Here is a 24,494-nt window from a genome sequence, read left to right on the forward strand (position 1 = left end):
AGAGTCTTTGCAGCAATCGTAAACGTAACTTCCACCTTCACCATGGCTTTCATCTACTACGTCACCCAGATCCAGTTCGAGTTCGGCGCGGTCAAGCTGCTGCGGCAGGAATGCGAGCGCGTCGGCATCACACGCCCCCTGCTCGTGACGGACTCCGGCGTGAAGGCCGCTGGTGTCCTGCAAAAGGCGCTGGACGCCCTGCCTGGCATGACCGTGGCGGTGTTCGACCAGACGCCCTCCAACCCCACTGAGGCCGCCGTGCGCGCCGCCGTGGCGATCTACCAGGCCGAGGGCTGCGACGGCCTGATCGCCGTGGGCGGCGGCTCGGCCATCGACTGCGCCAAGGGCATCGCGATCGCCGCCACGCACGACGGGCCGCTCACGCACTACGCCACCATCGAAGGCGGCTCGCCCCGCATCACCGAGCGCGCCGCGCCGCTGATCGCGGTGCCCACCACCAGCGGCACCGGCAGCGAGGTGGCGCGCGGCGCCATCATCATCGTGGACGACCACCGCAAGCTCGGCTTCCACTCGTGGAACCTGGTGCCCAAGACCGCCATCTGCGACCCCGAGCTCACGCTGGGCCTGCCGCCCATGCTGACCGCCGCCACGGGCATGGACGCGATCGCCCACTGCATGGAAACCTTCATGTCGGCCGCCTTCAACCCGCCGGCCGACGGCATTGCCCTGGACGGCCTCACGCGTGGCTGGGCCCACATCGAGCCGGCCACGCGCAACGGCAGCGACCGCGAGGCGCGCCTGCACATGATGAGCGCGAGCATGCAGGGCGCCATGGCCTTCCAGAAGGGACTGGGCGCCGTGCACTCGCTCAGCCACAGCCTGGGCGGCGTGAACCCGCGCCTGCACCATGGCACGCTCAACGCCATGTTCCTGCCCGCCGTGGTCCGGTTCAATGCCGGGGCCGAATCGGTGCGCAACGAAAAACGCCTGGAGCGCATGGCCCACGCCATGGGGCTGGGCGCGGCGGGCGACATCCCCGAGGCCATCCGCGACATGAACGCCCGCCTGGGCCTGCCCACGGGCCTTGCCGCCATGGGCGTGACCGAAGGCATGTTCGACGACATCATCAGGGGCGCGCTGGCCGACCACTGCCACAAGACCAACCCCCGCATCGCCACGCCCGAGCAGTACCGCGAGATCCTGAGCCAGTCGCTGTAGGGCCCGCTCCCGTCCCCCCGGCTTTCGCCAGCCCCCCGCCCCGCCTGCCCCTCTGGCGCGGCGCGCGGCCAGCGGGCGGCGGCCCTCCTTCGCCGTGCCCGCGCGCCCGCAACGCACCCCCAGCCTTCCCCCTGGCGAAGCCCGGCGGGATTGCGCTACCCTGGGTGCCGCACACCCCCTGCCCACACGCTAGACTCCGGTCGATCAACAATTAATTAACAATTCATTACCCTGGGGTTTTGGGGGGAGGGCCACGACCGATGCGCACCGGAAATCTCAGTACCTGGCTCCTGCGGGGCACCTATCCCCGGCTGTACGTTCCGATTGTCCTGATCATCCTGCTGGTCAGCGCCGTGCGCTACCACTACCTGGTGGCCGCGGAAACCGACGAAGTCCGCCGCCATGCCGCCACCGAGCTGCGCCGGGCGGGCGATGCGCTGCTGCCCGGGGTGGCTGCCCTGCCCGCTTCGGAGCACGAAGCCCAGGCCACGCTTTTGCATGAAGGGGTCGCCCGCTTCGGGCCGGGCGTCCAGTCGGTGAAATGGCAGGTGGGCGGCGGACCCGTCATCGATGTCCAGGCGCCGCCCCTGCGCGCATCGGCCCCGGGATGGTTCTCAGAGTGGGTGCACATCGCGCCGCCCACGCAGCAGTTCGGGCAGGCCGTGCCCGGAGGCCAGACGGGGCGGCTGACGGTGACGCTGCAATCCGCGCCCCTCGTGGGCCAGATCTGGAGCACCGTCGTGGTGCAGCTGCGCATCTCGGCGCTCAATATCTTCACGATCCTGTTCCTGCTCACGCTGCTGCTGCGGGCCAATGCGCGCATGCTGCGGCGGCTGGCCGAAGCCACGGACGCGTTCCGCCACGGCCATCTGGACACGCGCATGGAAGTGACCGGCACGCTCGAATCACGCGCCATGGCGGCCACCTTCAACGACATGGCCGGCAAGGTCCAGTCGCTCGTGCTGTCGCTGCGCGAAACCCAGCACCTGCAAAGCGAGCAGCTGCATTTCACGCGCCAGCTGATCGACGCGCTGCCCCTGCCCGTCTTCGTGCGGGACGCCAATGGCGCCTACCTGGAAGTCAACCGGGCCTGGCAACGGCTCTTTCACACGCCCGCCAGCGCGGGCACGGCCCCCGCATCCCCCCCGGCGTACCCCGAAGAGCTGGCGCCCGCGCGCTCCGCGCAGATCGCGCAGGCGCAGGACAACGAGATCCGCATCCACCCCGCCAACCACCAGCCGCCCCGGGACATGGCCTACTACGAAGCCCCGTTCACCACCACCCGGGGCACACTGGCCGGCACCATCGGCACGCTGGTCGACGTGACCGAACGCAAGCGCGCGCAGGAGGCCCTGCGCGCCGAGAAGGAGCGTGCCGAGGTCACGCTCGCCTCCATCGGCGACGGCGTGATCACCACCGACCTGGCCGGCTGCATCGAGACCATCAACGAAGCCGCGCAGCTCATGACCGGCTTCACGGCGGACCAGGCCCTGGGCCGTCAGCTGGACGACGTGTTCCGGCTGTACAAGGAGCTCGCGAGCCGCAATGCCAGCTCGGCCGCGGAGCGCGAGACCGTGCCGGGCGCCCTCCACCAGGTCGCGCACGAGGTGCTGATCCACCGCTCCGGCGAGCGCTACGCCATCGAGTACACCGCGTCGGCGATCCGCAAGGGCGACGGCACGGCCGTGGGCTGCGTGCTGGTGTTCCGCGACGTGACCGAGACGCGCAACCTGCGCCACCAGATCTCGTGGCATGCCCGCCACGATGCGCTCACAGGCCTGTACAACCGGACGGCGCTGGCCGAGCGCCTCACGCACGCGATCTTCGTCGCCCGGCAGAAGGGCCTGCTGCTGGCCGTGTGCATGCTCGACCTGGACCATTTCCAGGCCGTGAACGACACCCACGGCAACCGCGTGGGCGACCGGCTGCTCAAGGAAACCGCGCGGCGCCTGGGCGCGTTCATCACGCCCCAGGACGCGGTGGCGCGCATGGGGGGCGACGAGTTCGTGCTGCTGCTGGGCGAGCTGCCCGACGTACCCGCCATCGAGGCGCGTGTGGACGTGCTCATGCAGCAGCTGGCCGCCCCCTACGCCATCGACGACCGCGTGTTGCACACCACCGTGAGTGTGGGCGTGGCCGTGTTTCCGCAAGACGACGCCAACCCCGACACCCTGCTGCGCCACGCCGACCAGGCCATGTGCCAGGCCAAGGGCTTCGGCCGCAACCAGATGCATGTGTTCGACGTGCAGCTGGACCACGCCGTGCAAACGCAGCACACCCGCCAGACCCGCGTGGCCCAGGCGCTGCACGCGGGCGAGCTGGTGCTGCACTACCAGCCCAAGGTGAACCTGCGCACCGGCGAAATCCTGGGGCTGGAGGCCCTGCTGCGCTGGCAGCATCCCGACCACGGCCTGCTGGGCCCGCAGCATGTGCTGCCGCTGATCGAGGACGCAGAGCTGGAGGTGGAACTGGGCGAATGGGTGCTGCGCCAGGCCCTGGCGCAGATGCGGCAATGGACCGATGCCGGCATGCAGTGGGAGGTGAGCGTGAACATCTCCGCGCCGCACTTCCACCGGCCCAACTTCGTCGAGCGGCTCAAGGACATCCTGCACACCTGCCCCGAGGTGTCGCCCACCCGCCTCGAGCTGGAAATCCTCGAATCTGCGGCCCTGCAAGACATGCAGTACATGCGCCACATGATGCAAAGCTGCCAGGCGCTGGGCGTGCGTTTTGCGCTGGACGACTTCGGCACCGGCTTCTCCTCGCTGTCTTACCTGAAGCGCCTGCCCGCCGAAACCATCAAGATCGACCAGTCGTTCGTGCGCGGCATCCTGGAAGACGGTGACGACCTCACGCTCGTGGGAGCCATCGTCGCGCTCGCCACGGCCTTTCAGCGGCACGTGGTCGCGGAAGGGGTGGAGACCGCCGAGCAGGCCGCACGGCTGCTGGAGCTGGGCTGCGAGCGTACCCAGGGCTTTGGCATCGCCCGGCCCATGCCCGCGCACGAGGTACTGACCTGGGCACGGCAACACACGGCCCGCCACGCGGCCCGGGCCGTGCAGGATGCGGCACGGCGGCCTGCAGCGACCTGAGCGGCCCCTACAGCGGGTGCACGGCGTTCATGTCCGGCCGCGCCAGCCACGCCTGCCACTCGTCCACCAGCTGCTGGCTGGCCCGCGTGGCCGCCAGCCAGGCCTTGGCGCGCGCGGCGCTGTCGGCACCGTAGTGCGTGAAGTCGTTGCGGTCGGGCAGCTTGGCGTTGGGCAAGCTGCGCACCCAGTCGGGGCTGGGCGACAGCACCACCATGTTGTCCAGCGCAGGCGTGGAGCGGTGGCGCCACTTGAGTCCCTTGTCCAGCCAGCCGGGCACCACGCGGTGCTGGAAATGCGGGTACAGCACCAGGCCGGGCGAGGCAGCGGGGTCAGAATTCAAGTCTTTTTGGCCTCCAGCGCTGGATGGAAAAGCGCTATCAGCTATTAATTCAATAGCATTCTGCTCTTGCCTGCCATAGGCCAGGTGCAGGTGGTAATCGGTGATGCCCCCGTCCCAATACGCCCCACGGGGCGCACCCGGAATGTTGTGCACCGCCTGCAGCACAAACGGGATCGAGCAGCTGGCCTGCAGCGCCTGCATGAAGTTGCCGTTGCTGAGCAGCACCTGCCGCGTGCGGTAGTCCGACGTGCCAAAGGGCAATGCAGCACACGCAGCCCCCGCCCCCTCGGCGGAGGTACTGGACGCATCGGACGAGGAGAACACCACCCGTTCCAGCCACGCCCCCATCGCCTTGCGGTGCACCGTGTTCGTCAGAAAGGCGCCCAGATAGCCCAGCGGCGTGGCCACGCGGTGCTCGCGGCCCAGCAGGTGCCGCCCCCGCGAGGTGACGATGTGCAGGCGGTAGCGCGGGTGGTTCAGCACCTCGTCGATACGCCCGCCATAGAACGCCTGCAGGTTCTGGCCAAACCGCTCGCTCACGTGGGCCGCCGACGGGCGCTTCTTGCCGGGCGGCAGGTCGTAGTCCTGGTGGATGTAGTCATGCTCCAGCCGCTCGAAGGCCGCCACCGGCTGCTGCAGGCAGGCCGTGGCCATGCGCCAGGCGCCGATCGACGCGCCCACCAGGTCCACCGGCTGGCGCGACTGGGCCAGCCATTCGCCGAAGATGAAGCGGTCCAGGGGGCCCAGGATGAGCCCCTTGGGGCCACCGGCCGCCGCGGGGATCACGCCCACGTCGCCCGGCCGCAGGCCGTGGTTTTCAAGGTGCTGCCGGGCGCGGGGGCCGGCATGGATGCGCAGGGCTTTCATGGACGGCATTGTCGCAAAGCACCGCGCCCCGGCATGTCGCGCAAGGTGCCCGGGCCGGGCGCAAGCATCCCGGTTCGCAAACCCGCCGTCAGACCACGTAGTCGGCGGCCTCGGGCCGGGCCGTCCAGTCGATGGGGTCCTGCTGCAGCACCATGTCGATGTCCAGCCCCAGGGTCAGGCCGACCTCGCCGGGGAACGATACGGCCATCTCCTTCTCGCCCAGCTCCGCCTCGCGGGCCCGCGCGCGCCAGGAGGCCAGGTGGATCACTCCCGCCAGGGGCTCGTAGGCGTTGTTGTCGAACGGCACGCTCTGGTGCTGCAGCGCATCGACCACCACCTCGGGAAGCTGCCAGCGGCGCGCCAGCCCGGCCGTCACATGGCCATAGCAGTAGCCGAAGATGCGCTGCTCGATCTTGCCGCGCCGCAGATCGAATGGCGCCACCAGCGTGTTGACCGACTGCGCCTTTTCCGGGTCGGCCAGGTGAATGACCAGCTCGCCCAGCGCGTGCAGCAAGCCCGCGGTGTATGCGGCGATCTGGTCCTGCTGCGCGATACCCGCCAGCGACCGCGCCAGCTTGGCCGTGTTGAGGCTGTAGCGCCAGAACTGCTGCATGTTCACTCCGGGCACCGAGCGGGAGGTGGTGCCCAGCGGTGCCGAATTGACCAGCGAGCGCACCTGGGCCGTGCCCAGCAGCGCCAGGGCCTCCGGGATGCCCGCGATCTGGCGCGGCAACTGGAAGGTGGGGGAATTGGCCAGCTCCAGCAGTCGCCCGGCCAGCGCCGGGTCCGTGCCAAAGAGCTGGTTCAGGCGCCGCAGGCTGGGCTCTTCATGGGCCAGTTCGCTCATCAGCAGCGCCACCGCACGCGGAAGGCTGGGCAGAGCCACTGGTTGTGCCAGCAATGCGTTCAACTCCATGGGGTCAGGCGCCAGAGTTTCGATTGCTGGCGATTATGGCCCCCATCACCCCCCAATCCGTCAACGGCCCTTCGCCTGTTGCAACTTGGCGAATGCCGACGCCATGGCCGACTGCTGCGCGGGCTCGGGGGCACGGCGCTGCGGCTGCGCGTAGCCCCGGCCAGCGCCCTCGAACCGGTTGTCGCGGGGCGCGCCCCGCTCCCCGCCCTGGCGCGGCGGCGCGGCATCGAGCTTCATCGACAGGCCGATGCGCTTGCGCTCCACATCCACCTCCATGACCTTGACCTTCACGATGTCGCCGGTCTTGACCACCTCGCGCGCGTCGTTCACGAACTTGTGCGCCAGCTGGCTCACGTGCACCAGGCCGTCCTGGTGCACCCCCAGGTCGATGAAGGCGCCGAACTGGGCCACGTTGCTCACCGTGCCCTCCAGGACCATGCCTTCCTTGAGGTCTTTGATGTCCTCGACGCCGTCGTTGAAGCGCGCCACCTTGAAGTCCGGGCGCGGGTCGCGGCCGGGCTTTTCCAGCTCGCCCAGGATGTCCTTGACGGTGATGACGCCGAACCTGTCGTTGGCGAACAGCTCGGGCTTCAGCGTCTTGAGCATGTCGGCGCGGCCCATGATCTCGGCCACGGGCTTGCCCGTCTTCTCCATGATCTGCTCGACCACGGGGTAGGTCTCGGGGTGCACGCCGGTCATGTCGAGCGGGTTGTCACCACCGCGGATGCGCAGGAAGCCTGCGCTCTGCTCGAAGGTCTTGGCACCCAGGCCCGCCACGTCCATGAGCTGCTTGCGGCTCTTGAACGCACCGTTGGCCTCGCGCCAGCGCACCACGGCCTTGGCCACGCTGCCCGACAGGCCCGACACGCGGCTGAGCAACGGCACGCTGGCCGTGTTCAGGTCCACGCCCACCGAGTTCACGCAGTCCTCCACCACGGTGCTCAGGGTGCGGGCCAGCTCGCTCTGGTTCACGTCGTGCTGGTACTGGCCCACGCCGATGCTCTTGGGGTCGATCTTGACCAGCTCGGCCAGCGGGTCCTGCAGTCGGCGGGCGATGGAGGCCGCGCCGCGCAGGCTCACGTCCACATCGGGCATCTCCTGCGAGGCGTATTCGCTGGCGGAATAGACCGAGGCGCCGGCCTCGCTCACCACCACCTTTTCAATCACACGGTCCACCTTGGCCGCCAGCTTGATCAGGTCGGCCGCCAGCTTGTCGGTCTCGCGGCTGGCCGTGCCGTTGCCGATGGCGATCAGGTTCACGCCGTGCTTCTCGGCCAGCTTGGCCAGGGTGTGCAAAGAACCTTCCCAGTCGCGGCGCGGCTCGTGCGGGAACACGGTGGCGGTCTCGACCAGCTTGCCCGTGGCATCGACCACGGCCACCTTCACGCCGGTGCGGATGCCGGGGTCCAGCCCCATCACCACGCGCGGGCCTGCAGGCGCCGCCAGCAGCAGGTCGCGCAGGTTGTCGGCAAACACCTTGATGGCGACCTTCTCGGCGTCGTCCCGCAGGCGGGCGAACAGGTCGCGCTCGGTCGAGAGGCTCAGTTTCACGCGCCAGGTCCAGGCCACGCTCTTGCGGATCAGGTCGTCGGCCGGGCGGCCTGCATGGCTCCAGCCCAGGTGCAGGGCGATCTTGCCTTCGGCCAGGCTGGGCTTACCGGGCTCGGGCTCCACGGGCAGCACCAGCTTGGCTTCCAGGATCTCCAGCCCCCGGCCACGGAACACGGCCAGCGCGCGGTGCGACGGCACGCGGCCAATGGGTTCGTCGTATTCGAAATAGTCGCGAAACTTGGAGACCTCGGGGTCGTTCTCGTTCTTGCCCTCCACCTTCTTGCTGCGCAGCAGGCCCTCGGCCCAGAGCCATTCGCGCAGGTTCTGCACCAGCACGGCGTCTTCGGCCCAGCGTTCGGACAGGATGTCGCGCACGCCGTCGAGCACGGCCGGTACGGTGGAGAAATCGGCGCCCGTCTTGCCGTCGTCCAGCACTTCGGGCGGCCGCGTAAAGGCCGCGGCCTCGGTCGCCGGGTCCAGCGTGGGGTCGGCAAACAGCTTGTCCGCCAGCGGCTCGATGCCGAACTCGCGGGCCATCTGGCCCTTGGTGCGGCGCTTTTGCTTGAAGGGCAGGTAGAGGTCTTCCAGCTCCTGCTTGGTGGGCGCCTGTGCAATGGCCAGGCGCAGGGCATCGGTCAGCTTGCCCTGCTCGTCGATGCTCTTGAGCACGGCGGCGCGGCGGTCTTCCAGTTCGCGCAGGTACGACAGGCGCGCTTCGAGTTCGCGCAGCTGGATGTCGTCCAGCCCGCCGGTCACTTCCTTTCGGTAGCGCGCGATGAACGGCACCGTGGCGCCGCCATCGAGCAGCTCCACCGCTGCGCGCACCTGGGATTCACTGACTTTGATTTCTGCGGCCAACTGCCGGACGATCTGCTGCATGGGTGGGCGAACTCTCTGAGACTCAATCAAACAAAACGCGAAGCGCGCGAGTTTGCCACAGGGATTCTTGGCAGCAAGAGTGCAGAAGCCCGGATGGATCACCCGCAGTGACAGCCAAAAAGTACCGGGAGGATTGACAGCACTGTAGCGGGCTGCGTTCTGGCCTTCACCTATTGCGCAGCCTGCAGATAAAGCGCACTCTGTAACAGTTCCGTAAATATTTGCTTTTGTACGTGACCAGGCAGACAGCCTCCCTTCTCATTTACACATCCACTTACGGCCCCACGCCACGCACTTTGTGCCGGAGGATGTATGAGACTCGACGAACTGGTCCGGAATTTCCTTTCATTGGCGCGCCGTCGCTCCAGTGCGATGGCCTGTATCCTGCTTTGCATCGCGGCGCCACAGGCTTCTGCATTGATCGTCGGGGAATTCCGATTGCGCGGCCCCGCTGGTGCCAACGATGAATTCATCAAGCTCTATAACGAAACCGCTTCACCATTGACGGTGTTGGCCACCGGTACGGGCACCGGGTATGGCGTTGCGGCATCGGATGGCCTACTGCGGTGCTCCGTCCCGAATGGCACGATCATCCCTGCCTATGGACACTACCTGTGCGTCAACAGCGCTACCTACTCCATCGGTGGCTACCCCGCCGGCAATGGCACTACCGCCACAGGCGACGCAACCTACGTCACGGACATTCCCGACAATGCCGGGATTGCACTGTTCAACAGCAATACCCCCGCCGAGTTCTTGCTGGCCAACCGCCTGGATGCCGTAGGCTCCACGTCTGAGGCCAATACGCTGTACAAGGAAGGCACTGGTTATCCCGCACTAACTCCCTTCTCCATCAACTACGCGTTCACCCGCGATATCTGCGGAAAACAGGGTTCCATCGCGACATTTACCGCATGCTTGGCTACCGGAGTAGCGCTGGACACCGACAACAACGCCGTCGATTTCTATTTTGTGGACACCAACGGCACATCGGCGGGGGCCGGACAGCGGCTGGGGGCACCATCACCCTCAAACCTGAGTAGCCCCGTCATCGGCAGCATTGTCAGCCCCGCCTTGCTCGACCCTTGTGTGGCCGCGCCCGCACCGCCCAATTCAGTGCGCGATTTCACAAGCGATCCGGCCAACAACTCCACCTTTGGCACGCTGGACGTCCGCCGGACCTTCACCAATACGAGCGGAGGCGACCTGACGCGGCTGCGCTTCAAGATCATTGACCTGACGACGTTCCCCGCTCCTTCCGGTATTGCTGATCTGCGCCCCCGCACATCTTCGAGTGTGGTGGTCACCGTAGACCGCGCTCCTTGCGGCTCCGGCACGAGCAACGTGACCGTGGAAGGCACCACGCTGGAACAGCCCCCTTCCCAAACCAACGGCGGTGGTTTCAACTCCACCATGTCCGCCGGGGCCGTGACCTTGGGAACCCCCCTGGCCGCGGGCGCCTCCATCGACCTCCGGTTCCTGATGGGGATCCAGCAAACCGGTCGCTACCGACTGGGTCTTGTCATCGAAGGACTGCCCCAAGGCGGGGGCGTGTTTGCATTGGCAGGTTGCACGGACAGCGGTCCTGGATGTGTTGAAGTGCAGTCCATTGTGCGGACCGATCCCGATCCCACCGCGGCGGCATCCGTCAACTACACGGTAACGTTCACTCAACCGGTCACCGGGGTCGGTGCTTCGGATTTCGTGCTGACATCGACCGGAACCATTGCAGGTGCATCGGTGACGGGTGTCAGCGGTTCAGGAGCCGTCTACACGGTCACTGTCAATACCGGAACAGGCAGCGGCACCTTGAGATTGGATGTGGTGGACGACGATTCCATCGTCGGCCCTGTCCCGGCCAATTCGCCTCTCGGCGGTGCGGGCGCGGGCACGGGCAACTTCACTACAGGCCAGTTCTACACCCTCACCCGTGGCGGCGCGGTGGCCAGCAACATCCCCACCCTGAGCGAGTACGGAATGATGCTGCTGGGCCTGGCTCTGATGGCCTATGTGTGGCTGCAGCGCAAGCGGGGCAACCTTCGCTGACCCGGGTCTCTCTCACAAGAGGCTGATGCATCGACATTGAACAGACCGGCGCGCCCTCGAGGCGCGCCGGTCGTTTCTGGCAACGGTGCGCAAGCGCTGGAGCGGTGGCGTCCCCCGGGCGCGCAGGCGCGGCAGGGCACGGCCATCACCGAAAGCGGACACCGGCAAAGGGCGAGGCTCCACCCGGTGCGGGCACAGCAACGGCCCGAAGAAGTACCACGCCGCGAACGCCCGCACCGCCGCTCTTAGAATGTGCCGGGCCACCAAGCCACCCCAAGCACACGCATGGACGCCGCCCCTCTTGCCTTCCCCATCCGCACCGAATGCCCTCCCGGCACCTGCGTGTGCGGCCGGGATGCACTGCTGGAGGCGCCGGGCGGGGATGTCCGCATCCTGCGCCTCACGCGCAATGAGGAAAAAAAACTGCTTGAGCGGCTGGAAAACCTCACCAGCCTGAGCGACCTGCGCCGCCTGCTGGGCCGCATGGAAGACCAGCTGGGCGTGCGCCTTTCCATCACCCCCAGCCCCCATGAGGTGCGCAGCCTGCGGGGCATTGCGATCCTGGTGCTGGAGCAGCCCGGCCTGTGCCGCAAGACCCGCCAGGCGATTCCCGCCGCGATCCGCAAGAGCATGGACCAGCACCCGGAAATCACCTACGAACTGCTGAACGAAGGTGGACTGTTCGCGGGCCTGTGACCTCCTCTGCGGCACCCCATTCCGGCTCGCGCCCGCCACACCATCCGCGTCCCTCACATGCAAGACGACCTTTTCGGCGGCCCGCCGGTGCCGCCCCCTCCCACCGACAAGGCCGCCGCCGCTGGCTTCGCGGCCGATGCAGATGAGCCCGCGGCGGCCAGGCCGCGCCGCACCGGGGTGCATCCGGCCCCCGGGCACGATGGTCTGCGCGCCCTGGCCGCCGCCCTCCCCCGCCAGCTGCGGCTGGGAACGTCGTCATGGACATACCCTGGATGGAAGGGACTGGTGTGGGAAGGCGAGCATTCCGAGTCCCTGCTCTCCAAGCAGGGGCTGGCGGTCTACGCCCAGCACCCGCTGCTGCGCACGGTGAGCATCGACCGCAGCTTCTACCGGCCGCTCACGGTGAGCCAGTACGAGCGCTATGCCGCGCAGGTGCCCGATGACTTCCGCTTCGTGGTGAAGGCGCCCAGCCTGGTGACCGACGCCCTCGTGCGCAGCGAGGACGGGCGGGGGCGCCAGCCCAATCCGGCTTTCTTCAGCCCCGAACTCGCCCTCAGTGAATTCGTGGAACCCGCGCTGCAGGGCCTGGGGCACAAGCTGGGGGCGCTGGTGTTCCAGATCAGCCCCCTGCCCCTGGCCCAGCTGGACCGCATGCACGAGCTGCTGGAGCGCCTGCGCGCCATGCTGTGCGCGCAGCCTGCGTTGCACCCCACCGCGCCGGACGGCGTGATGGCCGTGGAGGTGCGCGATCCCCAATGGCTCACCCCGCGCTTCGCGGCGGTGCTGCGCGAGGCCGGGGCCACCTACTGCCTGGGCCTGCACGCAAAGATGCCGCCGCTGCAGGAACAGCTGCCCATGCTGCGCGCGCTCTGGCCCGGTCCGCTGGTGTGCCGCTGGAATCTCCACCCCATCCACGGCCCCTATGGCTATGAAGACGCGGAAAAGAACTATGCGCCCTATGACCGGCTCCACCACCCCGACCCTGGCACGCGGGCCGCGCTGGCGAGCCTGATCGCGGGCGTCACCGGGCGGGGGCACAACGCCTTCGTGGCCATCAGCAACCATGCGGAAGGCTGCGCGCCGCGCACCGTGCAGGCGCTGGCCGAATGCGTGGCGGCGCAGCTTGGCGGCCCGGCGCCCGCCGCAGCGCCCGGCCCCGTGGTGTAGGACGCGGAGCACCCGCGCCAAAACCGTGCGCTGACACCGGGCGGCCGTACCCTGCGCGACGATGGCGGCATGCTGTCAACGTCAGGGCCCGTCACATGAACCTTCTTCAAAAACTCCGCGGCGTGCGCCAATGGGACGCCGAACGTGCCGGTTTTCCAGGCGAGCACTGGCTGGTGCTGGGTGCGGGCCTGCTGGTGCTGCGCGGCGCCAGCCGCAGCCGTGGCCTGGTGCGCCGCGCAGCGGGCCGGGCCCTGGGCAGCGCCCTCATCGCGCGCGCCGCATCGGGGCGCGACGGGGTGGCCGGCAAGCTGGCACGGGCGGCGGAAAAGGCCCCGGCGGCTGGCGCCGTGGGCAGGGCCCGCCTTCGCGCCCCTCGGTAGCCCGAGGCCATGGAAACACGCTGGCCCGCGCGGCTGTGGGTGGTGCGGCATGGACAAAGCGCCGGCAACGTGGCGCGCGACGCGGCCGAGGCGGGGGGGCTTCAGACCATCGACCTCGCATGGCGGGACATCGATGTGCCGCTGTCGGACCTGGGAACCGCGCAATCGGTGGCGCTGGGGGAATGGTTTGGACGCCAGCCCGTGGATGGGCAGCCGCAGGTCATCCTGTGCTCGCCCTACATGCGCGCGCTGCAGACCGCCCGCCTGGTGGCGCAACACAGCCGTCTGGAGCATGTCACCCTCCGGCTGGACGAGCGGCTGCGGGAAAAGGAGTTCGGCATCCTGGACCGGCTTACCAAGTTCGGCATCCAGCAGCAGCACGCCCAGCTGCATGAGCAACGCACCCACGTGGGCAAGTTCTACTTCAGGCCGCCCGGCGGTGAAAACTGGTGCGACGTGATCCTGCGGCTGCGCAGCCTGCAGGAGATGGTCACGCGCGAATACGCGGGGCAGCGGGTGCTGGTGGTCGCGCACCAGGTCATCGTCAACTGCATGCGCTACCTCATCGAGCAGATGGACGAGCAGCAGATCCTGGAGATCGACCGCCAGGGCGACGTGCCCAACTGCGCGGTGACGATCTACCGCGCCCATGGGGCGCACGAGGGGCGCACCGACGAGGCCATGCAGTTGATCCAGGCCAACTTCCTTGCCCCGCTGCGCGACGCGCGGACACCGGTGACGCGGGAGCCCGACGCCGCCACCGCCCCCAAGCCCTGACGGCACGCCATGCCCCGCAACCCTACCTGGCCCCGGCCCAGAGCCCTGACCGAGGCACTGCTTCGGCGCTGGCCCCTGCCCCATCCCGGCGACGATGCGGACAAGGAAGCGCGCGGGCACGTGCTGGTGGTCGCGGGCAGCCATGAAATGCCCGGCGCGGCGCTGCTGGCGGCCATCGCCGCCCTGCGTGCGGGGGCCGGCAAACTCACCGTGGCCGCACCGGAGCGCGTGGCGCAGGGCCTGGCACTGGCCATCCCCGAGGCGCGCGTGATGGGGCTTGCCGAGACCCGGGCCGGGGGTTTTGCCGCGCGCGACTGCGACCGGCTCGGGCCCCTGTCCGACCAGGTGAGCGCCGTGGTGCTGGGCCCCGGCATGCTGGACGAAGCCCGCAGCGTGGCCTTCGTGCGCACGATGCTGCCGCTGTTTCGCCGCAGCACGGTGGTGCTGGACGCCTACGCCATGTCGGCCGCAGTCGGCGCAGCGTTCGACCAGCCCGTCGTCATGACGCCCCACGCCGGCGAGATGGCCCACCTGACCGGTGCATCCAAGGACGCCGTGCTGGCCGACCCGCTGGCCGCCGCCCGGGCGGGCGCGCAACGCTGGGGCGCCTGCGTGGCGCTCAAGGGCAGCACCACCTGCATCGCGCAGCCCGACGGCTGTTCGTTGCGGTTTGCGGGCGGTACACCGGGGCTGGCCACGTCGGGCTCGGGCGATACGCTGGCGGGCCTCATCGGCGGCCTGGCCGCGCGCGGCGCGCCGCCGCTGCATGCCACGGCCTGGGGCGTGCTCCTGCATGCACGCGCGGGCAGCGCGCTGGCGCGGGACCAGGGCACGCTGGGCTACCTGGCGCGCGAACTGTCGGCGCAGGTGCCTGCGCTGATCCATGCCCTGGGCCCGCGCGCCACCCCACGGCGCCATGCCGGACCGAAGTGATCCACAGGGCTCGCCCGCATCACGCGGTTTGAACGAAAAAGGCCGCCTGTGCTGGATGCACAAGCGCAGAAAGCTATCAATTCAATAGCAATCGGGCTACGGCGCGTTGCCCTTGGCCAGCGGCCGTGCCGCGCGCTCGCCGCCCAGCGTGACCCAGGTCAGCACCAGGCCCAGGAGCGCGCCGCTGGCCATGCCCACCACCATGGGCAGCGGCTTGCCATTGGCGAACACACCGACCACGCCCATGGCGGCAGCGCCGATCAGCATCTGCAGCGTGCCCAGCAGCGCCGAGGCGGTGCCCGCGATGGCGCCGTGCTCCTCCAGGGCGAGCACCGAGGTGGTGGGAATCACCAGCCCCATCAGGCCGCTGGCGACGAAATACAGGCCCAGCAGCACTTCCAGCCGGTCGCCGCCCGCCAGGTAGTAAGCCAGCATGGCCACCATCACGGCGCCCGCACCGGTGACCGCCACCTTGACGGTGGGCACCAGTCCAAAGCGGCGCCCCAGCCGGGCGGTGAACTGCGCGGCGGCAAAGAATGCGGCGGCATTCACCGAGAACGCCAGGCTGTACTGCACGGGCGTGAGGCCGTAGTGGTTGATCAGCACGAAGGGCGAGCCCGCAAGGTAGACAAAGAACCCCGCCATCGAGCAGCCCCCGATGAACACGAGGCCGAGGTAGTGCCCGTCGCGCAGGAGGAGCCAGTAGCCCGAGAGCGCGCCCGCCAGGCTGCTTTCGAGGCGGTCGGCTGCCGGCCGCGTTTCGCGCAGCCCCCGGGATACCAGCAGGAGGCCGGCGACCGCCGCCACCGCCACGGCCCAGAACACCCCGCGCCACCCCGTCAGCGCAATGACGCCACTGCCCGCCAACGGCGCCAGCAGCGGGGAAATGCTGAACACCAGCATCAGCAGCGACATGAGGCGCGCGGCCTCGGTGCCGGTGTGCAGGTCGCGCACCACGGCGCGGGGAATCGCCATGCCGGCAGCGGCGCCCAGCCCCTGCACGAAACGCAGGACCACCAGGGTCTGGATGTCTGTGGCGAGCGCACAGCCCACGCTCGCCAGCGTGAAGAGCAGCAGACCCACGTACAGCGGCGGCTTGCGGCCCACCATGTCCGACACCGGACCATAGAACAGCTGGCCAACGCCCAGCGAAATGAAGAACGCCGTCAGGCTCCACTGCACGGCGCCCACCTCCGCGCCCAGGCTCGCGCCGATCTCGGGCAGCGCCGGCAGGTACATGTCGATGGCAAAGGGGCCGATGGCCGACAGCAGGCCCAGGATCAGGGCCATCTTGAAGAAACGGGAAGCATGCATAGCAGGCCATTGTCACCAGTTTGGTGCAAGCCTGCGGGTTAACCCTGCAAAAACCCGCAACAGCGCGGCCACCCCCCGGTTGCGACGCAAGGCGCCGGGCCCGCGCGCGCTGCCTGTCAGCCCGCCCCGTCGGCCAGTTCGATCCGGTTGCGCCCGCCCTGCTTGGCGCGGTACATGGCGCGGTCGGCCAGGCGCACCAGCATCTCGGGCAACTCGTCGCGCTGCGGCTGCACGCTGGCCACCCCGAAGCTCACGGTGACGATGCCCAGCGGCGCCCCTTCGTGCGGCAGCGCCAACTGGTGGATCGCCTCCTGGATGTGGCGCGCCACCTCGGCCGCGGCCTGCAGGTCGGAGCCGGGCAGCAGCACCACGAACTCCTCGCCGCCAAAACGCGCGGCCAGCTCGCCCTCGCGCCGCGCGCCCGTCTGCGCGAGCGTGAGGGCCAGCGCCTGCAGGCAGGCATCGCCCGCGAGGTGGCCATAGTGGTCGTTGAAGTGCTTGAACACATCCACGTCCAGCATGATGAGGGCCAGCGGCGTGCGGGCCCGCTGCGCGCGTGCCCATTCACGCGCCAGGGCATCGTCGAAGTGCCGGCGGTTGGCGATGCCCGTGAGACCGTCGGTATTGCTCAGCAGCTCCAGGCGCTGATTGGCCTGCGCCAGGGCCTGGGTGCGCTCCTGCACCAGCGCCTCGAGTTCGCGGTTGCGCTGGCGCAGCTCCTCGATGGGGTACACCTCGCTGCCACGGGCCTTGCCGAACGGGATGGAGACGCTCACGTGCGCGATCTTCCAGTCGCCTCCCGCCTCCTGGCCGCCCTCGCGCCGGAACAGCACCACCTTGCGCGCGGTCTCGCGGGCAAACAGCGCGTCGGGAATGGGCAGGTGGATGTGGAAGAAGGCGGTGGCGGCAAGCAGGTCGGCCCCCAGGTCCTGCACGAAAAGCTCGACCATCTCGATGCCGATGCGCGCTGGAACCTGCGCGAAATCCTGCTGCGTCACCTCGATCCATCCGGCACGGGTCTTGATCAGCTGGTCGCTGCTGCCCGCGAAGCCGCTGAAATTCTCGCTGAAGCGCGCCAGCAGCCGGGCATCGCGCGCGGCATACATCTCGATGTACTCATCGAAGAGCATGCGGGTCAGTCGCTCGCGTTCCGGTGACATGCGGTGGGTCCTTGTCGGGTGCTGGGGGGATGCGCCGCCGCGCGCGGCCCGCGCCAGCAGGCATGTTTTGAATGTAACACCCGCCCTGCCCCCGCGAAAACACGGAACTACCCTGCATCCTCCACGCCCCGCTTCAGCCGTGGAACCACTTCGCGGGCCAGGTCACCAGCCAGGGAAAGACCACCATGAGGAACATGATGGCGAACTCCGCGACCATGAACGGGACGACCCCCTTGGTCACATCGTCCATCGACATCCTGCCCACCCCGGCCACCACGTTGAGCACCGTGCCCACGGGCGGGGTGACCAGGCCGATGGAGTTGTTGATGATGAACATCACGCCGAAGTAGACCGGGTCGATCCCTGCCGCGTTGACCACCGGCATCAGCACGGGCGTGAGGATCAGGATGGTGGGCGTCATGTCCATGGCGGTACCCACCGCCATCACCAGCACCATGATGGCCGCCATCAGCAGGATCTTGTTGTCCATGAAGGGCTGCAGCAGGCCCACCACCTTGGACGGCAGGTCCGCCACGGTGATGAGCCAGGCGCTCACCATGGCGGCGGCGATCAGGAACATCACGATGGCGCTGGTCTTGGCGGCGGCCACGAAAATGCCGTACAGGTCGCGCCAGCTGATCTCGCGGTAGATGACGGCCGAGACGAAGAGCGCGTACACCGCCGCCACGACAGCCGCCTCGGTGGGCGTGAACACCCCCATGCGCAGGCCGACGAGGATGATCACCGGCAGCATCAGCGCCCAGAGGGCCTTGCGCAGGGCCGTGAGGATCTCGCCAGCGGACTTGCGCGGCGGCGGCACGATCTTCTCGCGCCGCACCAGGAAGGCCCAGGTGAGCCACAGCGCGGCACCGATCAGGATGCCCGGCACGATGGCCGCGAGGAACAGCTTGGAGATCGACACATTGGCCGCCACCCCGAAGATCACGAGACCGATGCTGGGCGGGATCACCGGGCCGATGACGCCGGTGGCCGCGATCAGCCCGCCGGCACGCGACTTGTCGTGCCCGGCCTTGACCATCATGGGCAGCAGCAGCGCCGTGAGCGCCGCGGCATCGGCCACGGCCGAACCCGACAGGGCCGACAGCAGGCAGCCGGCCATGATGGTCACGTAGCCCAGGCCGCCCTTCACATGGCCCACCAGCGCCAGGGCGAAGTCCACGATGCGGCGCGACAGGCCGCCGACGTTCATGATCTCTCCCGCCAGCATGAAGAAGGGCACGGCCAGCAGCGGAAAGCTGTCGGCCCCGCCGATCAGGTTCTGCGCCAGGATCTGCGCGTCGAACAGGTCCAGGTGCCACATCAGCGCCACGCCGCTGGCCAGCAGCGAGAAGGCGATCGGGATGCCCATGGCCATGGCCAGCAGCAGCGATCCGACAAAGACGAAGATGGTCATCGCGCGCCCTCCTTGCCGCGCGGCGCCTCGGTGCCTGCCGCGCCCAGGATCTGCTGCAGCTGCACCGCCTCTTCCGACTCCTGCACCATCACCAGGTCCTCGTCGGCGATCTGGCCGCTGAGCAGCTTGTACAGGTCGATGGCCAGGATCAGCGCCGCGCAGACGGCGAACACCAGGCCCGCGCTGTAGACGATGGCCATGGACGCGCCCGTGGTCGGCGCCGTCACGTCCCAGTTGATGCGCGCCTGCGCCAGACTGCCCTGGAACAGCAGCCAGACGATGTAGAGCATCACCCCATGGCCCAGGGCCAGGCAGATCTTCTTGCCCACGGCCGGCAAGCGCTGCACCACCATGTCCACCCCCAGGTGGCCATGCTCGCGCAGCGCGACGATGGCACCGAGGAAGGTCATCCAGATGAAGAGCCAGCGCGACACTTCTTCCGACACGGTGATGCCGGAATTGAAGCCGTAGCGCAGCACCACGTTGCCGAACACCAGCACCACCATCAGCGCCAGCAGGGCGGCGATCACCGCCTCCAGGCCGCGGCAGGCGCGGTCCATCCATCCATGCATGTTGTATGTCCTAAAAACACCCCCTGAGGCGCTTCGCGCCTTCCCCCTCTCTCGTCTCGCTGCGCGAGTCGGGAGGGGGACGCCCCCAGTGCGGCGGGGCGGCCCTTGCACGGGGGCCCTGGCTTGGGCTGCGCCAGTTTTGTGCGTTGCGCGCAACGCGCAGCGCAGTGAATCCTGGCGGAACGGCGCTCAGGCGGGCTGGGAGGCTTCGCGCAGGCTTTCCACCAGCGAGCGCAGCGCGGCCAGGTAGGAATGCGGACCGAAGCCCTGCACCGTGGCCTTGACGGCCGGCGAGATGATGGAGTGCGCGCGCCAGGCCTCGCGCGCGGCAATGTTGGACATGTGCACCTCGATCACCGGGAAGGGCATGGCCTTGATCGCGTCGTGCAGCGGCACGCCATGCTGCGTGAGGCCGGCAGGGTTCACCAGCGCGCCCTGCGCAGCGTCGATGTGCTCGTGCAGGAAGTCGATCAGCGCGCCTTCGTGGTTGGACTGCAGGATGCCGAGTTCCACGCCGAGCTCGGCAGCGAGCTTCTGCAGGCGCTCGTTGATCTGCGCCAGCGTGGTGGTGCCGTAGATATGGGGTTCGCGGCGCCCGAACAGGTTGAGGTTGGGGCCGTGGAGGACGAGGATTTTCATGGGGTGTTCAGGGTTGGGAGCGGCTGACAAAGCTCAGCGAAGCGGTTCTGGCTAGGCGCTGCGTCGAAGGCAGTGCGAATAGCACGACAAGACGCAGCAACGACGCCAGAAGAGTTTTGCCAGGCGCTCTTACTTGCGGATGCGGGCGAGTTCGCTGTTGTAGAGCTTCACCATGGCCGGGTCATAGGTGGCCGCGAACTTCTCGATCACCGGCTTGGCGATCTGCTGCATGCGCGCCAGCTCGGCCGGCGCGATCTCGTTGTAGGCCATGCCCTTGGCCTGCAGGTCGCCCACCGAGCGCTGCGCTGCGGCGCGGCTCACCTGGCGCTGGTAGCCGCGCGCCTCGTTGGCGGCGTCGTTCATCATCTTCTGCTCGGCGGGTGTGAGCTGGTCCCAGAACTTCTTGCTCACGAGCACGATGTTGGCGGCATACACATGGTTGGTGGCGCTCACGTACTTCTGCACCTCGAACATCTTGTTCGACAGGATCACCGCGTACGGGTTCTCCTGGCCGTCCACCGCCTTGGCTTCCAGCGCGCCGTACAGCTCGGCGAACGGCATGGGCACGGGGTTGGCCTTGAAGGCCTTGAAGGTCTCGAGGAACACCGGGTTGGGGATCACGCGCAGCTTGAGGCCGTCGAAGTCGTCGGCCTTGGTGATGGCGCGCTTGCTGTTGGTCACGTTGCGGAAACCCAAGTCCCAGTAGCCCAGGGCCACCAGGCCCTTTTCAGGCAACTTGGCGATCAGCGCCTGGCCCAGCGGGCCGTCGAGCAGGGCATCGGCCTGGGCGAAGTTGGCCACGGCGAACGGAAAGTCCACCAGCCCGAATTCCTTGACGATGCCGGCCAGCGAGGTGGTCGCCGGTGCCGACATCTGCTGCACGCCGCCCTGCAGGGCCGACTGCTGCTGCATCTCGTTGCCCAGCTGCGAGGCCGGGAACTCCATGACCTTCATCTTGCCGCTGCTCTTGGCCGCCAGCAGTTCGGCAAAGCGCTTGACGCCAAAGCTCACCGGATGGTCCGCATTGTTCAGGTGGCCGAAGCGGATCACGCGCTCTTGCTGCGCAGCGGCCGGCAGGGCTAGCAACAGGGACAGGCCGGCGGTGGCCAGCAGGCAGGCAGTTTTCTTCACGGGGGATCTCCATCAAAAAGGGACCAAGGCTTGCCAAGGCACGACCGAAGTCGCCGCCGCAGCACTTGGGACGCATCGTAGAAAAAAGTGGAAAGTGTTTCCATAGTAGAAACCCTTTAACAATTTTTGGTACATTGCTGCCGAACCGGTGCCGACGCTCCCAGCGTGCGTCCGCACAAATCTTCGAAAGCCATTGCCCATGAGCAGCATCCTCGAGCGCAGCTTCAAAGTCCTGGAACACCTCGCGCCCCACCCTGAAGGCAAGGCGCTGTCGAACCTCGCGTCCGAACTGGACATGCCGCTGAGCGCCACGCACCGGCTGCTGGCCGAGCTGGTCCGCTGCGGCTATGTGCGCCAGGAACACAACCAGGGCAACTACATGCTGACGATCAAGCTGGTGTCGCTGGGCCTCGGGTTCCTGAGCGCCAGCGGCATCGTGGACATTGCGCAGCCTCTGCTGGACCGGCTGGCCGCCGAATCGGGCGAGCTGGTGCGCCTCGCGGTGGTGGATGGCGACGAACTGACCTTCGTGGCCAAGGCGCAGGGGGCGATGCGCGGTCTGCGCTACGACCCGGACATGGGCCTGTCGGTGAACCTGTCGTGCAGCTCGGCCGGCCACGCGTGGCTGTCCACGATGACCGACGAGGAAGCCCTGGCGCTGGTCGCCAGGCGTGGCTTTGGCAAGCCCGAGGACTACGGCCCCAACGCGCCCACCACCGTGAAGGCGCTGCTGGCCTACCTGCAGGCCGCGCGCGAGCGCGGCTTCAGCATGATCGTGGAAGTGTTCGCCCCCGCCATGACCGCCATGGCCGCGCCCGTCCGCAGCAGCCACAACGGCGCGGTGATCGGCGTGGTCACCATCGCGGGGCCTCTGGTGCGCCTGACCGAGGAGCGCATGCTGGCCCTGGGCCCCGCTCTGCTGGCCACCACGCAAGAACTCGCCATGGCCAGCAGCGGCTCGGCCCTGCTCAGAAAACGCGGGTAGGCCCTGAGGCCGGCATCAGTCCCGTGGCGCGAAGAGCGCCAGGGTCTCATGGGCGAACGCGCCCTCGATCTCCAGCATGCGCATCTTGGTGGCGGCCCCCCCTCCGGCCGAGAAGCCGCCGGTCTTGCCGCCCGCCGCGAGGATGCGGTGGCAGGGCACCACGGGCGCGAAGGGGTTATGGCCCAGCGCCTGCCCCACGGCGCGCGCGGCGCCGGGCTCGCCCAGGGCGGCGGCCATTTCGCCATAGGTCATGGTCTTGCCGGGCGGTATGCGCCGGGCCAGCTCGTAGACACGGGCATTGAAGGGCGGCACGCCCTCGGTGGCCAAGGGCACGTCGAGCAGGTCGTCGTGCGCGCCCGCGAGCAAGGCCACCACGCGGGCCGCCCAGGCGGCCACTTCGGGTGGCATGGGCGATTCAGGCGCACCCGGAAAGCGCCGCTGCATGCGCGCACGCGTGTGCGCCTCGCCCTCGTCCTCGGGCAGCTGCACACCGACCAGCAAGGGGCCATTCCAGGCCAGGCCACAGTGCCCCACCGCCGTCGAAAACAGCGCGAAGCCCTGGGCTGCTGCAGGCCCGCGTTTTTCAGTCAGCACGCAGGGCGGCCTTGAGCTGGGCGCCGATCTCGGGCTTGCCCGCGAAGGGGTCGGTGGGGTTGCGGCCCTGCAGCACGTCCTCCATGCGCGTCTGCACGGAAGCCAGCGCCTTGGGGTGGCTGTAGATGTAGAACTGGCCCTGCGAGGCCGCGTCGAACACCTTCTGCGCCACCTCGGCCGCCGTCACCTTGCCGCTGCCCACGGCCTTGTCGCTCATGGCCTGGCCGATGAGCTGGCTGCGCGTGGGCTTGCCGGCCTGCAGCTCGCCTGGGCGGTTGCGGTGGCTCTGGGCGATGCCGGTGGGCACGAAGTACGGGCACAACACGCTGGCGCTGATCTGGTCGGTGACGAGGGCCAGGTCCTGGTACAGCGTTTCGGACAGGCTCACCACCGCGTGCTTGCTGACGTTGTAGATGCCCATGTTGGGGGCATCGACCAGGCCGGCCATGCTGGCCGTGTTGACGATGTGGCCGCGCCAGGCCGGGTCCTTCTTCGCGGCGGCGAGCATCATGGGGGTGAACAGGCGCACGCCGTGGATCACGCCCCAGAGGTTCACGCCCAGCACCCACTCCCAGTCCTTGACGGAGTTCTCCCACACCAGGCCGCCAGCGCCCACGCCGGCGTTGTTGAACACCAGGTGCGGCGCGCCGAAGCGCTGCTCCACGTCCACCGCCAGCTGCTCCATATGCCCGGCGTCGGACACATCCACCTTGCGCGCCAGCACCTGGACACCGGCGGACTGCGCCTCGGCGGCGGCCGCGTCGAGCGCGTCCTGCTGCACATCCACCAACACCAGGTTCATGTGGAGGCGCGCGCCGATGCGCGCGCATTCCAGGCCGAAGCCCGAACCCGCGCCGGTGAGAACGGCTGTCTTGCCTTTGAAATCGTCGATCATTTGATGGCTTCGGCCTTTCGCAATGTGTAGCCAATCCGGGGGAAGTGCACGTGCACCGTGCCCGCACGCGGGTCGGTACGGCGCAGGGTGTAGCGCGTGCGCGTGGCGGCGATCAGTTCGCCCTCCGTGGGTTCGGTGCCGAAGCTCTCGGCGGCGATCGTCACCGGGCTGCCGAGCGGGATGCCGTGCTCGTCCTGGAACACGTCGTCCGCCAGGGGCAGCGGGTCCAGCCCCGCCGCCACGGTGATGGCGTCCTCGGCGCTCAGCTTTTCCATGCGGCCATGGCCCAGGGCCGCCACGCGGTCCATCCATTCGAGCAACGCGGGCGTGGCGGCAAAGATGTCGGCCATCACCGGCACGCACTGGCGCGTGAACCACAGCGGATGGTAGGCGGCGAAGTCGGCCAGGCAGGGCTCGGCGCCGAACAGGAAGTCATGCTCCTCGGCCATGTGCGCGATGCGGCGCAGGTAGGAGCGGTAGGCTGCCGTGGCATCGGCCGGGCGCAGGCGCTGCATGCCGGCGCTCATCTCGCGGCGGTCTTCGCCAAAGGCCTGGGCCGCGGCCGGCGGCAGGTTGGCGAACATGGCCGATGCGCCCTTGGGCTGCAGGTTGTAGGCCATGGCGGCCCAGAACAGCGTGGTGTCGGCCCACTGGGCGAAGACCCGCGCCACGCCCTTGAGGTGTGGCGGGTAGAGCACGGGCTCGGGCTGCACGTGCTCGAGCACGTCGCAGACCAGGGCCGAGTCGCAGTAGATGTCGGCACCGATCTGCAGGAACGGCGTCTTGCGGTAGCCGCCCGTGAGCGCCACCACATCGGGCTTGGGCGCGATGCTGGGGATGATCACCGACTTCCAGGCCAGTTGCTTGTAGCCCAGCGCCAGCCGGATCTTTTCCGAGAAAGGGGACGAGGGGTAGTGGTGCAGGATCAGGGAGGTGGTCATCGGGGGCTCTCCGGCAAGAGTGTGGT

The 24,494-nt window shown here is 68.4% G+C and carries 21 protein-coding genes; 9 read left to right on the top strand and 12 right to left on the bottom strand.

Features of this window, described 5'->3' with window-relative positions; all coding sequences use genetic code 11:
- Positions 1-42 precede the first annotated feature (42 nt).
- Together ACAM51_RS02240 and ACAM51_RS02245 are read left to right on the top strand one after the other, a co-directional pair.
- Positions 43-1,179, top strand: a complete 1,137-nt coding sequence (locus ACAM51_RS02240; RefSeq protein WP_369642618.1) for an iron-containing alcohol dehydrogenase — start codon at positions 43-45, stop codon at positions 1,177-1,179.
- Positions 1,180-1,439: 260 nt separating this feature from the next.
- The gene (locus ACAM51_RS02245; protein WP_369642619.1) at positions 1,440-4,271 is read left to right on the top strand and encodes an EAL domain-containing protein; all 2,832 of its coding nucleotides are present in this window, start codon (positions 1,440-1,442) and stop codon (positions 4,269-4,271) included.
- Positions 4,272-4,278: 7 nt separating this feature from the next.
- Here the strand turns inward: ACAM51_RS02245 and ACAM51_RS02250 are convergent, their stop codons facing one another.
- From ACAM51_RS02250 to ACAM51_RS02260, 3 genes are all read right to left on the bottom strand, one after another.
- Complete coding sequence (locus ACAM51_RS02250) at positions 4,279-5,478, bottom strand: patatin-like phospholipase family protein (protein ID WP_369642620.1); 1,200 nt, start codon at positions 5,476-5,478, stop codon at positions 4,279-4,281.
- Between the two features lie 88 nt (positions 5,479-5,566).
- Positions 5,567-6,394, bottom strand: coding sequence for an HDOD domain-containing protein (locus tag ACAM51_RS02255; protein WP_218294793.1), 828 nt, complete (start codon positions 6,392-6,394; stop codon positions 5,567-5,569).
- Between the two features lie 60 nt (positions 6,395-6,454).
- Positions 6,455-8,824 (bottom strand): Tex family protein, encoded by a 2,370-nt coding sequence (locus ACAM51_RS02260; RefSeq protein ID WP_369642621.1) that lies wholly within the window; start codon positions 8,822-8,824, stop codon positions 6,455-6,457.
- Between the two features lie 312 nt (positions 8,825-9,136).
- Between ACAM51_RS02260 and ACAM51_RS02265 the strand changes: the two genes are divergently transcribed.
- The 6 genes from ACAM51_RS02265 (at position 9,137) to ACAM51_RS02290 (ending at position 14,823) form a co-directional block, all read left to right on the top strand.
- Positions 9,137-10,870 carry an IPTL-CTERM sorting domain-containing protein gene (locus ACAM51_RS02265; RefSeq protein ID WP_369642622.1) on the top strand — a complete coding sequence of 578 codons (1,734 nt, stop codon included), beginning with the start codon at positions 9,137-9,139 and terminating at the stop codon, positions 10,868-10,870.
- Positions 10,871-11,155: 285 nt separating this feature from the next.
- Positions 11,156-11,566 (top strand): hypothetical protein, encoded by a 411-nt coding sequence (locus tag ACAM51_RS02270; RefSeq protein WP_218294790.1) that lies wholly within the window; start codon positions 11,156-11,158, stop codon positions 11,564-11,566.
- Between the two features lie 57 nt (positions 11,567-11,623).
- A complete protein-coding gene (locus tag ACAM51_RS02275; RefSeq protein ID WP_369642623.1) occupies positions 11,624-12,733 on the top strand; it encodes a DUF72 domain-containing protein in 1,110 nt (369 codons plus the stop codon).
- A 95-nt stretch (positions 12,734-12,828) separates the two neighbouring features.
- On the top strand, positions 12,829-13,113 hold the full coding sequence (locus ACAM51_RS02280; RefSeq protein WP_218294788.1) for a hypothetical protein: 285 nt from the start codon (positions 12,829-12,831) through the stop codon (positions 13,111-13,113).
- 9 nt (positions 13,114-13,122) lie between these two features.
- Positions 13,123-13,890, top strand: a complete 768-nt coding sequence (locus ACAM51_RS02285; RefSeq protein ID WP_369642624.1) for a histidine phosphatase family protein — start codon at positions 13,123-13,125, stop codon at positions 13,888-13,890.
- A 9-nt stretch (positions 13,891-13,899) separates the two neighbouring features.
- Positions 13,900-14,823 carry an NAD(P)H-hydrate dehydratase gene (locus ACAM51_RS02290; protein WP_218341115.1) on the top strand — a complete coding sequence of 308 codons (924 nt, stop codon included), beginning with the start codon at positions 13,900-13,902 and terminating at the stop codon, positions 14,821-14,823.
- A 96-nt stretch (positions 14,824-14,919) separates the two neighbouring features.
- Here ACAM51_RS02290 and ACAM51_RS02295 read toward each other — a convergent pair whose 3' ends face one another.
- The 6 genes from ACAM51_RS02295 to ACAM51_RS02320 all read right to left on the bottom strand — a co-directional run bounded on the left by ACAM51_RS02295 (position 14,920) and on the right by ACAM51_RS02320 (position 21,053).
- Positions 14,920-16,137 (bottom strand): multidrug effflux MFS transporter, encoded by a 1,218-nt coding sequence (locus ACAM51_RS02295; protein WP_369642625.1) that lies wholly within the window; start codon positions 16,135-16,137, stop codon positions 14,920-14,922.
- Between the two features lie 116 nt (positions 16,138-16,253).
- The gene (locus ACAM51_RS02300; RefSeq protein WP_369642626.1) at positions 16,254-17,297 is read right to left on the bottom strand and encodes a diguanylate cyclase; all 1,044 of its coding nucleotides are present in this window, start codon (positions 17,295-17,297) and stop codon (positions 16,254-16,256) included.
- 133 nt (positions 17,298-17,430) lie between these two features.
- Complete coding sequence (locus ACAM51_RS02305; protein WP_369642627.1) at positions 17,431-18,711, bottom strand: TRAP transporter large permease; 1,281 nt, start codon at positions 18,709-18,711, stop codon at positions 17,431-17,433.
- A complete protein-coding gene (locus ACAM51_RS02310; RefSeq protein ID WP_369642628.1) occupies positions 18,708-19,283 on the bottom strand; it encodes a TRAP transporter small permease in 576 nt (191 codons plus the stop codon). Before ACAM51_RS02310 ends, ACAM51_RS02305 begins: the two co-directional genes overlap by 4 nt.
- A 189-nt stretch (positions 19,284-19,472) precedes the next feature.
- Positions 19,473-19,922, bottom strand: a complete 450-nt coding sequence (locus tag ACAM51_RS02315; protein WP_218294782.1) for a type II 3-dehydroquinate dehydratase — start codon at positions 19,920-19,922, stop codon at positions 19,473-19,475.
- Between the two features lie 129 nt (positions 19,923-20,051).
- Positions 20,052-21,053: a TRAP transporter substrate-binding protein gene (locus ACAM51_RS02320; protein WP_369642629.1), complete on the bottom strand. Its 1,002-nt coding sequence runs from the start codon at positions 21,051-21,053 to the stop codon at positions 20,052-20,054.
- A 199-nt stretch (positions 21,054-21,252) separates the two neighbouring features.
- Between ACAM51_RS02320 and ACAM51_RS02325 the strand changes: the two genes are divergently transcribed.
- Positions 21,253-22,038 (top strand): IclR family transcriptional regulator, encoded by a 786-nt coding sequence (locus ACAM51_RS02325; RefSeq protein WP_218294780.1) that lies wholly within the window; start codon positions 21,253-21,255, stop codon positions 22,036-22,038.
- Between the two features lie 15 nt (positions 22,039-22,053).
- On the opposite strand, the gene ACAM51_RS02330 is transcribed toward ACAM51_RS02325, so the two are convergent.
- Genes ACAM51_RS02330 through ACAM51_RS02340 form a run of 3 tightly spaced genes read right to left on the bottom strand, consistent with a single transcriptional unit; the run spans position 22,054 to position 24,468 of the window.
- Positions 22,054-22,632, bottom strand: coding sequence for a methylated-DNA--[protein]-cysteine S-methyltransferase (locus tag ACAM51_RS02330; RefSeq protein ID WP_218294779.1), 579 nt, complete (start codon positions 22,630-22,632; stop codon positions 22,054-22,056).
- A complete protein-coding gene (locus ACAM51_RS02335; RefSeq protein ID WP_369642630.1) occupies positions 22,622-23,527 on the bottom strand; it encodes an SDR family oxidoreductase in 906 nt (301 codons plus the stop codon). Before ACAM51_RS02335 ends, ACAM51_RS02330 begins: the two co-directional genes overlap by 11 nt.
- Positions 23,524-24,468: a glutathione S-transferase family protein gene (locus ACAM51_RS02340; protein ID WP_369642631.1), complete on the bottom strand. Its 945-nt coding sequence runs from the start codon at positions 24,466-24,468 to the stop codon at positions 23,524-23,526. The genes ACAM51_RS02335 and ACAM51_RS02340 overlap by 4 nt, the downstream gene beginning before the upstream one ends.
- Between the last annotated feature and the right edge of the window lie 26 nt (positions 24,469-24,494).

It is taken from the genome of Acidovorax sp. A79, assembly GCF_041154505.1.
GTDB lineage: Bacteria > Pseudomonadota > Gammaproteobacteria > Burkholderiales > Burkholderiaceae_C > Acidovorax.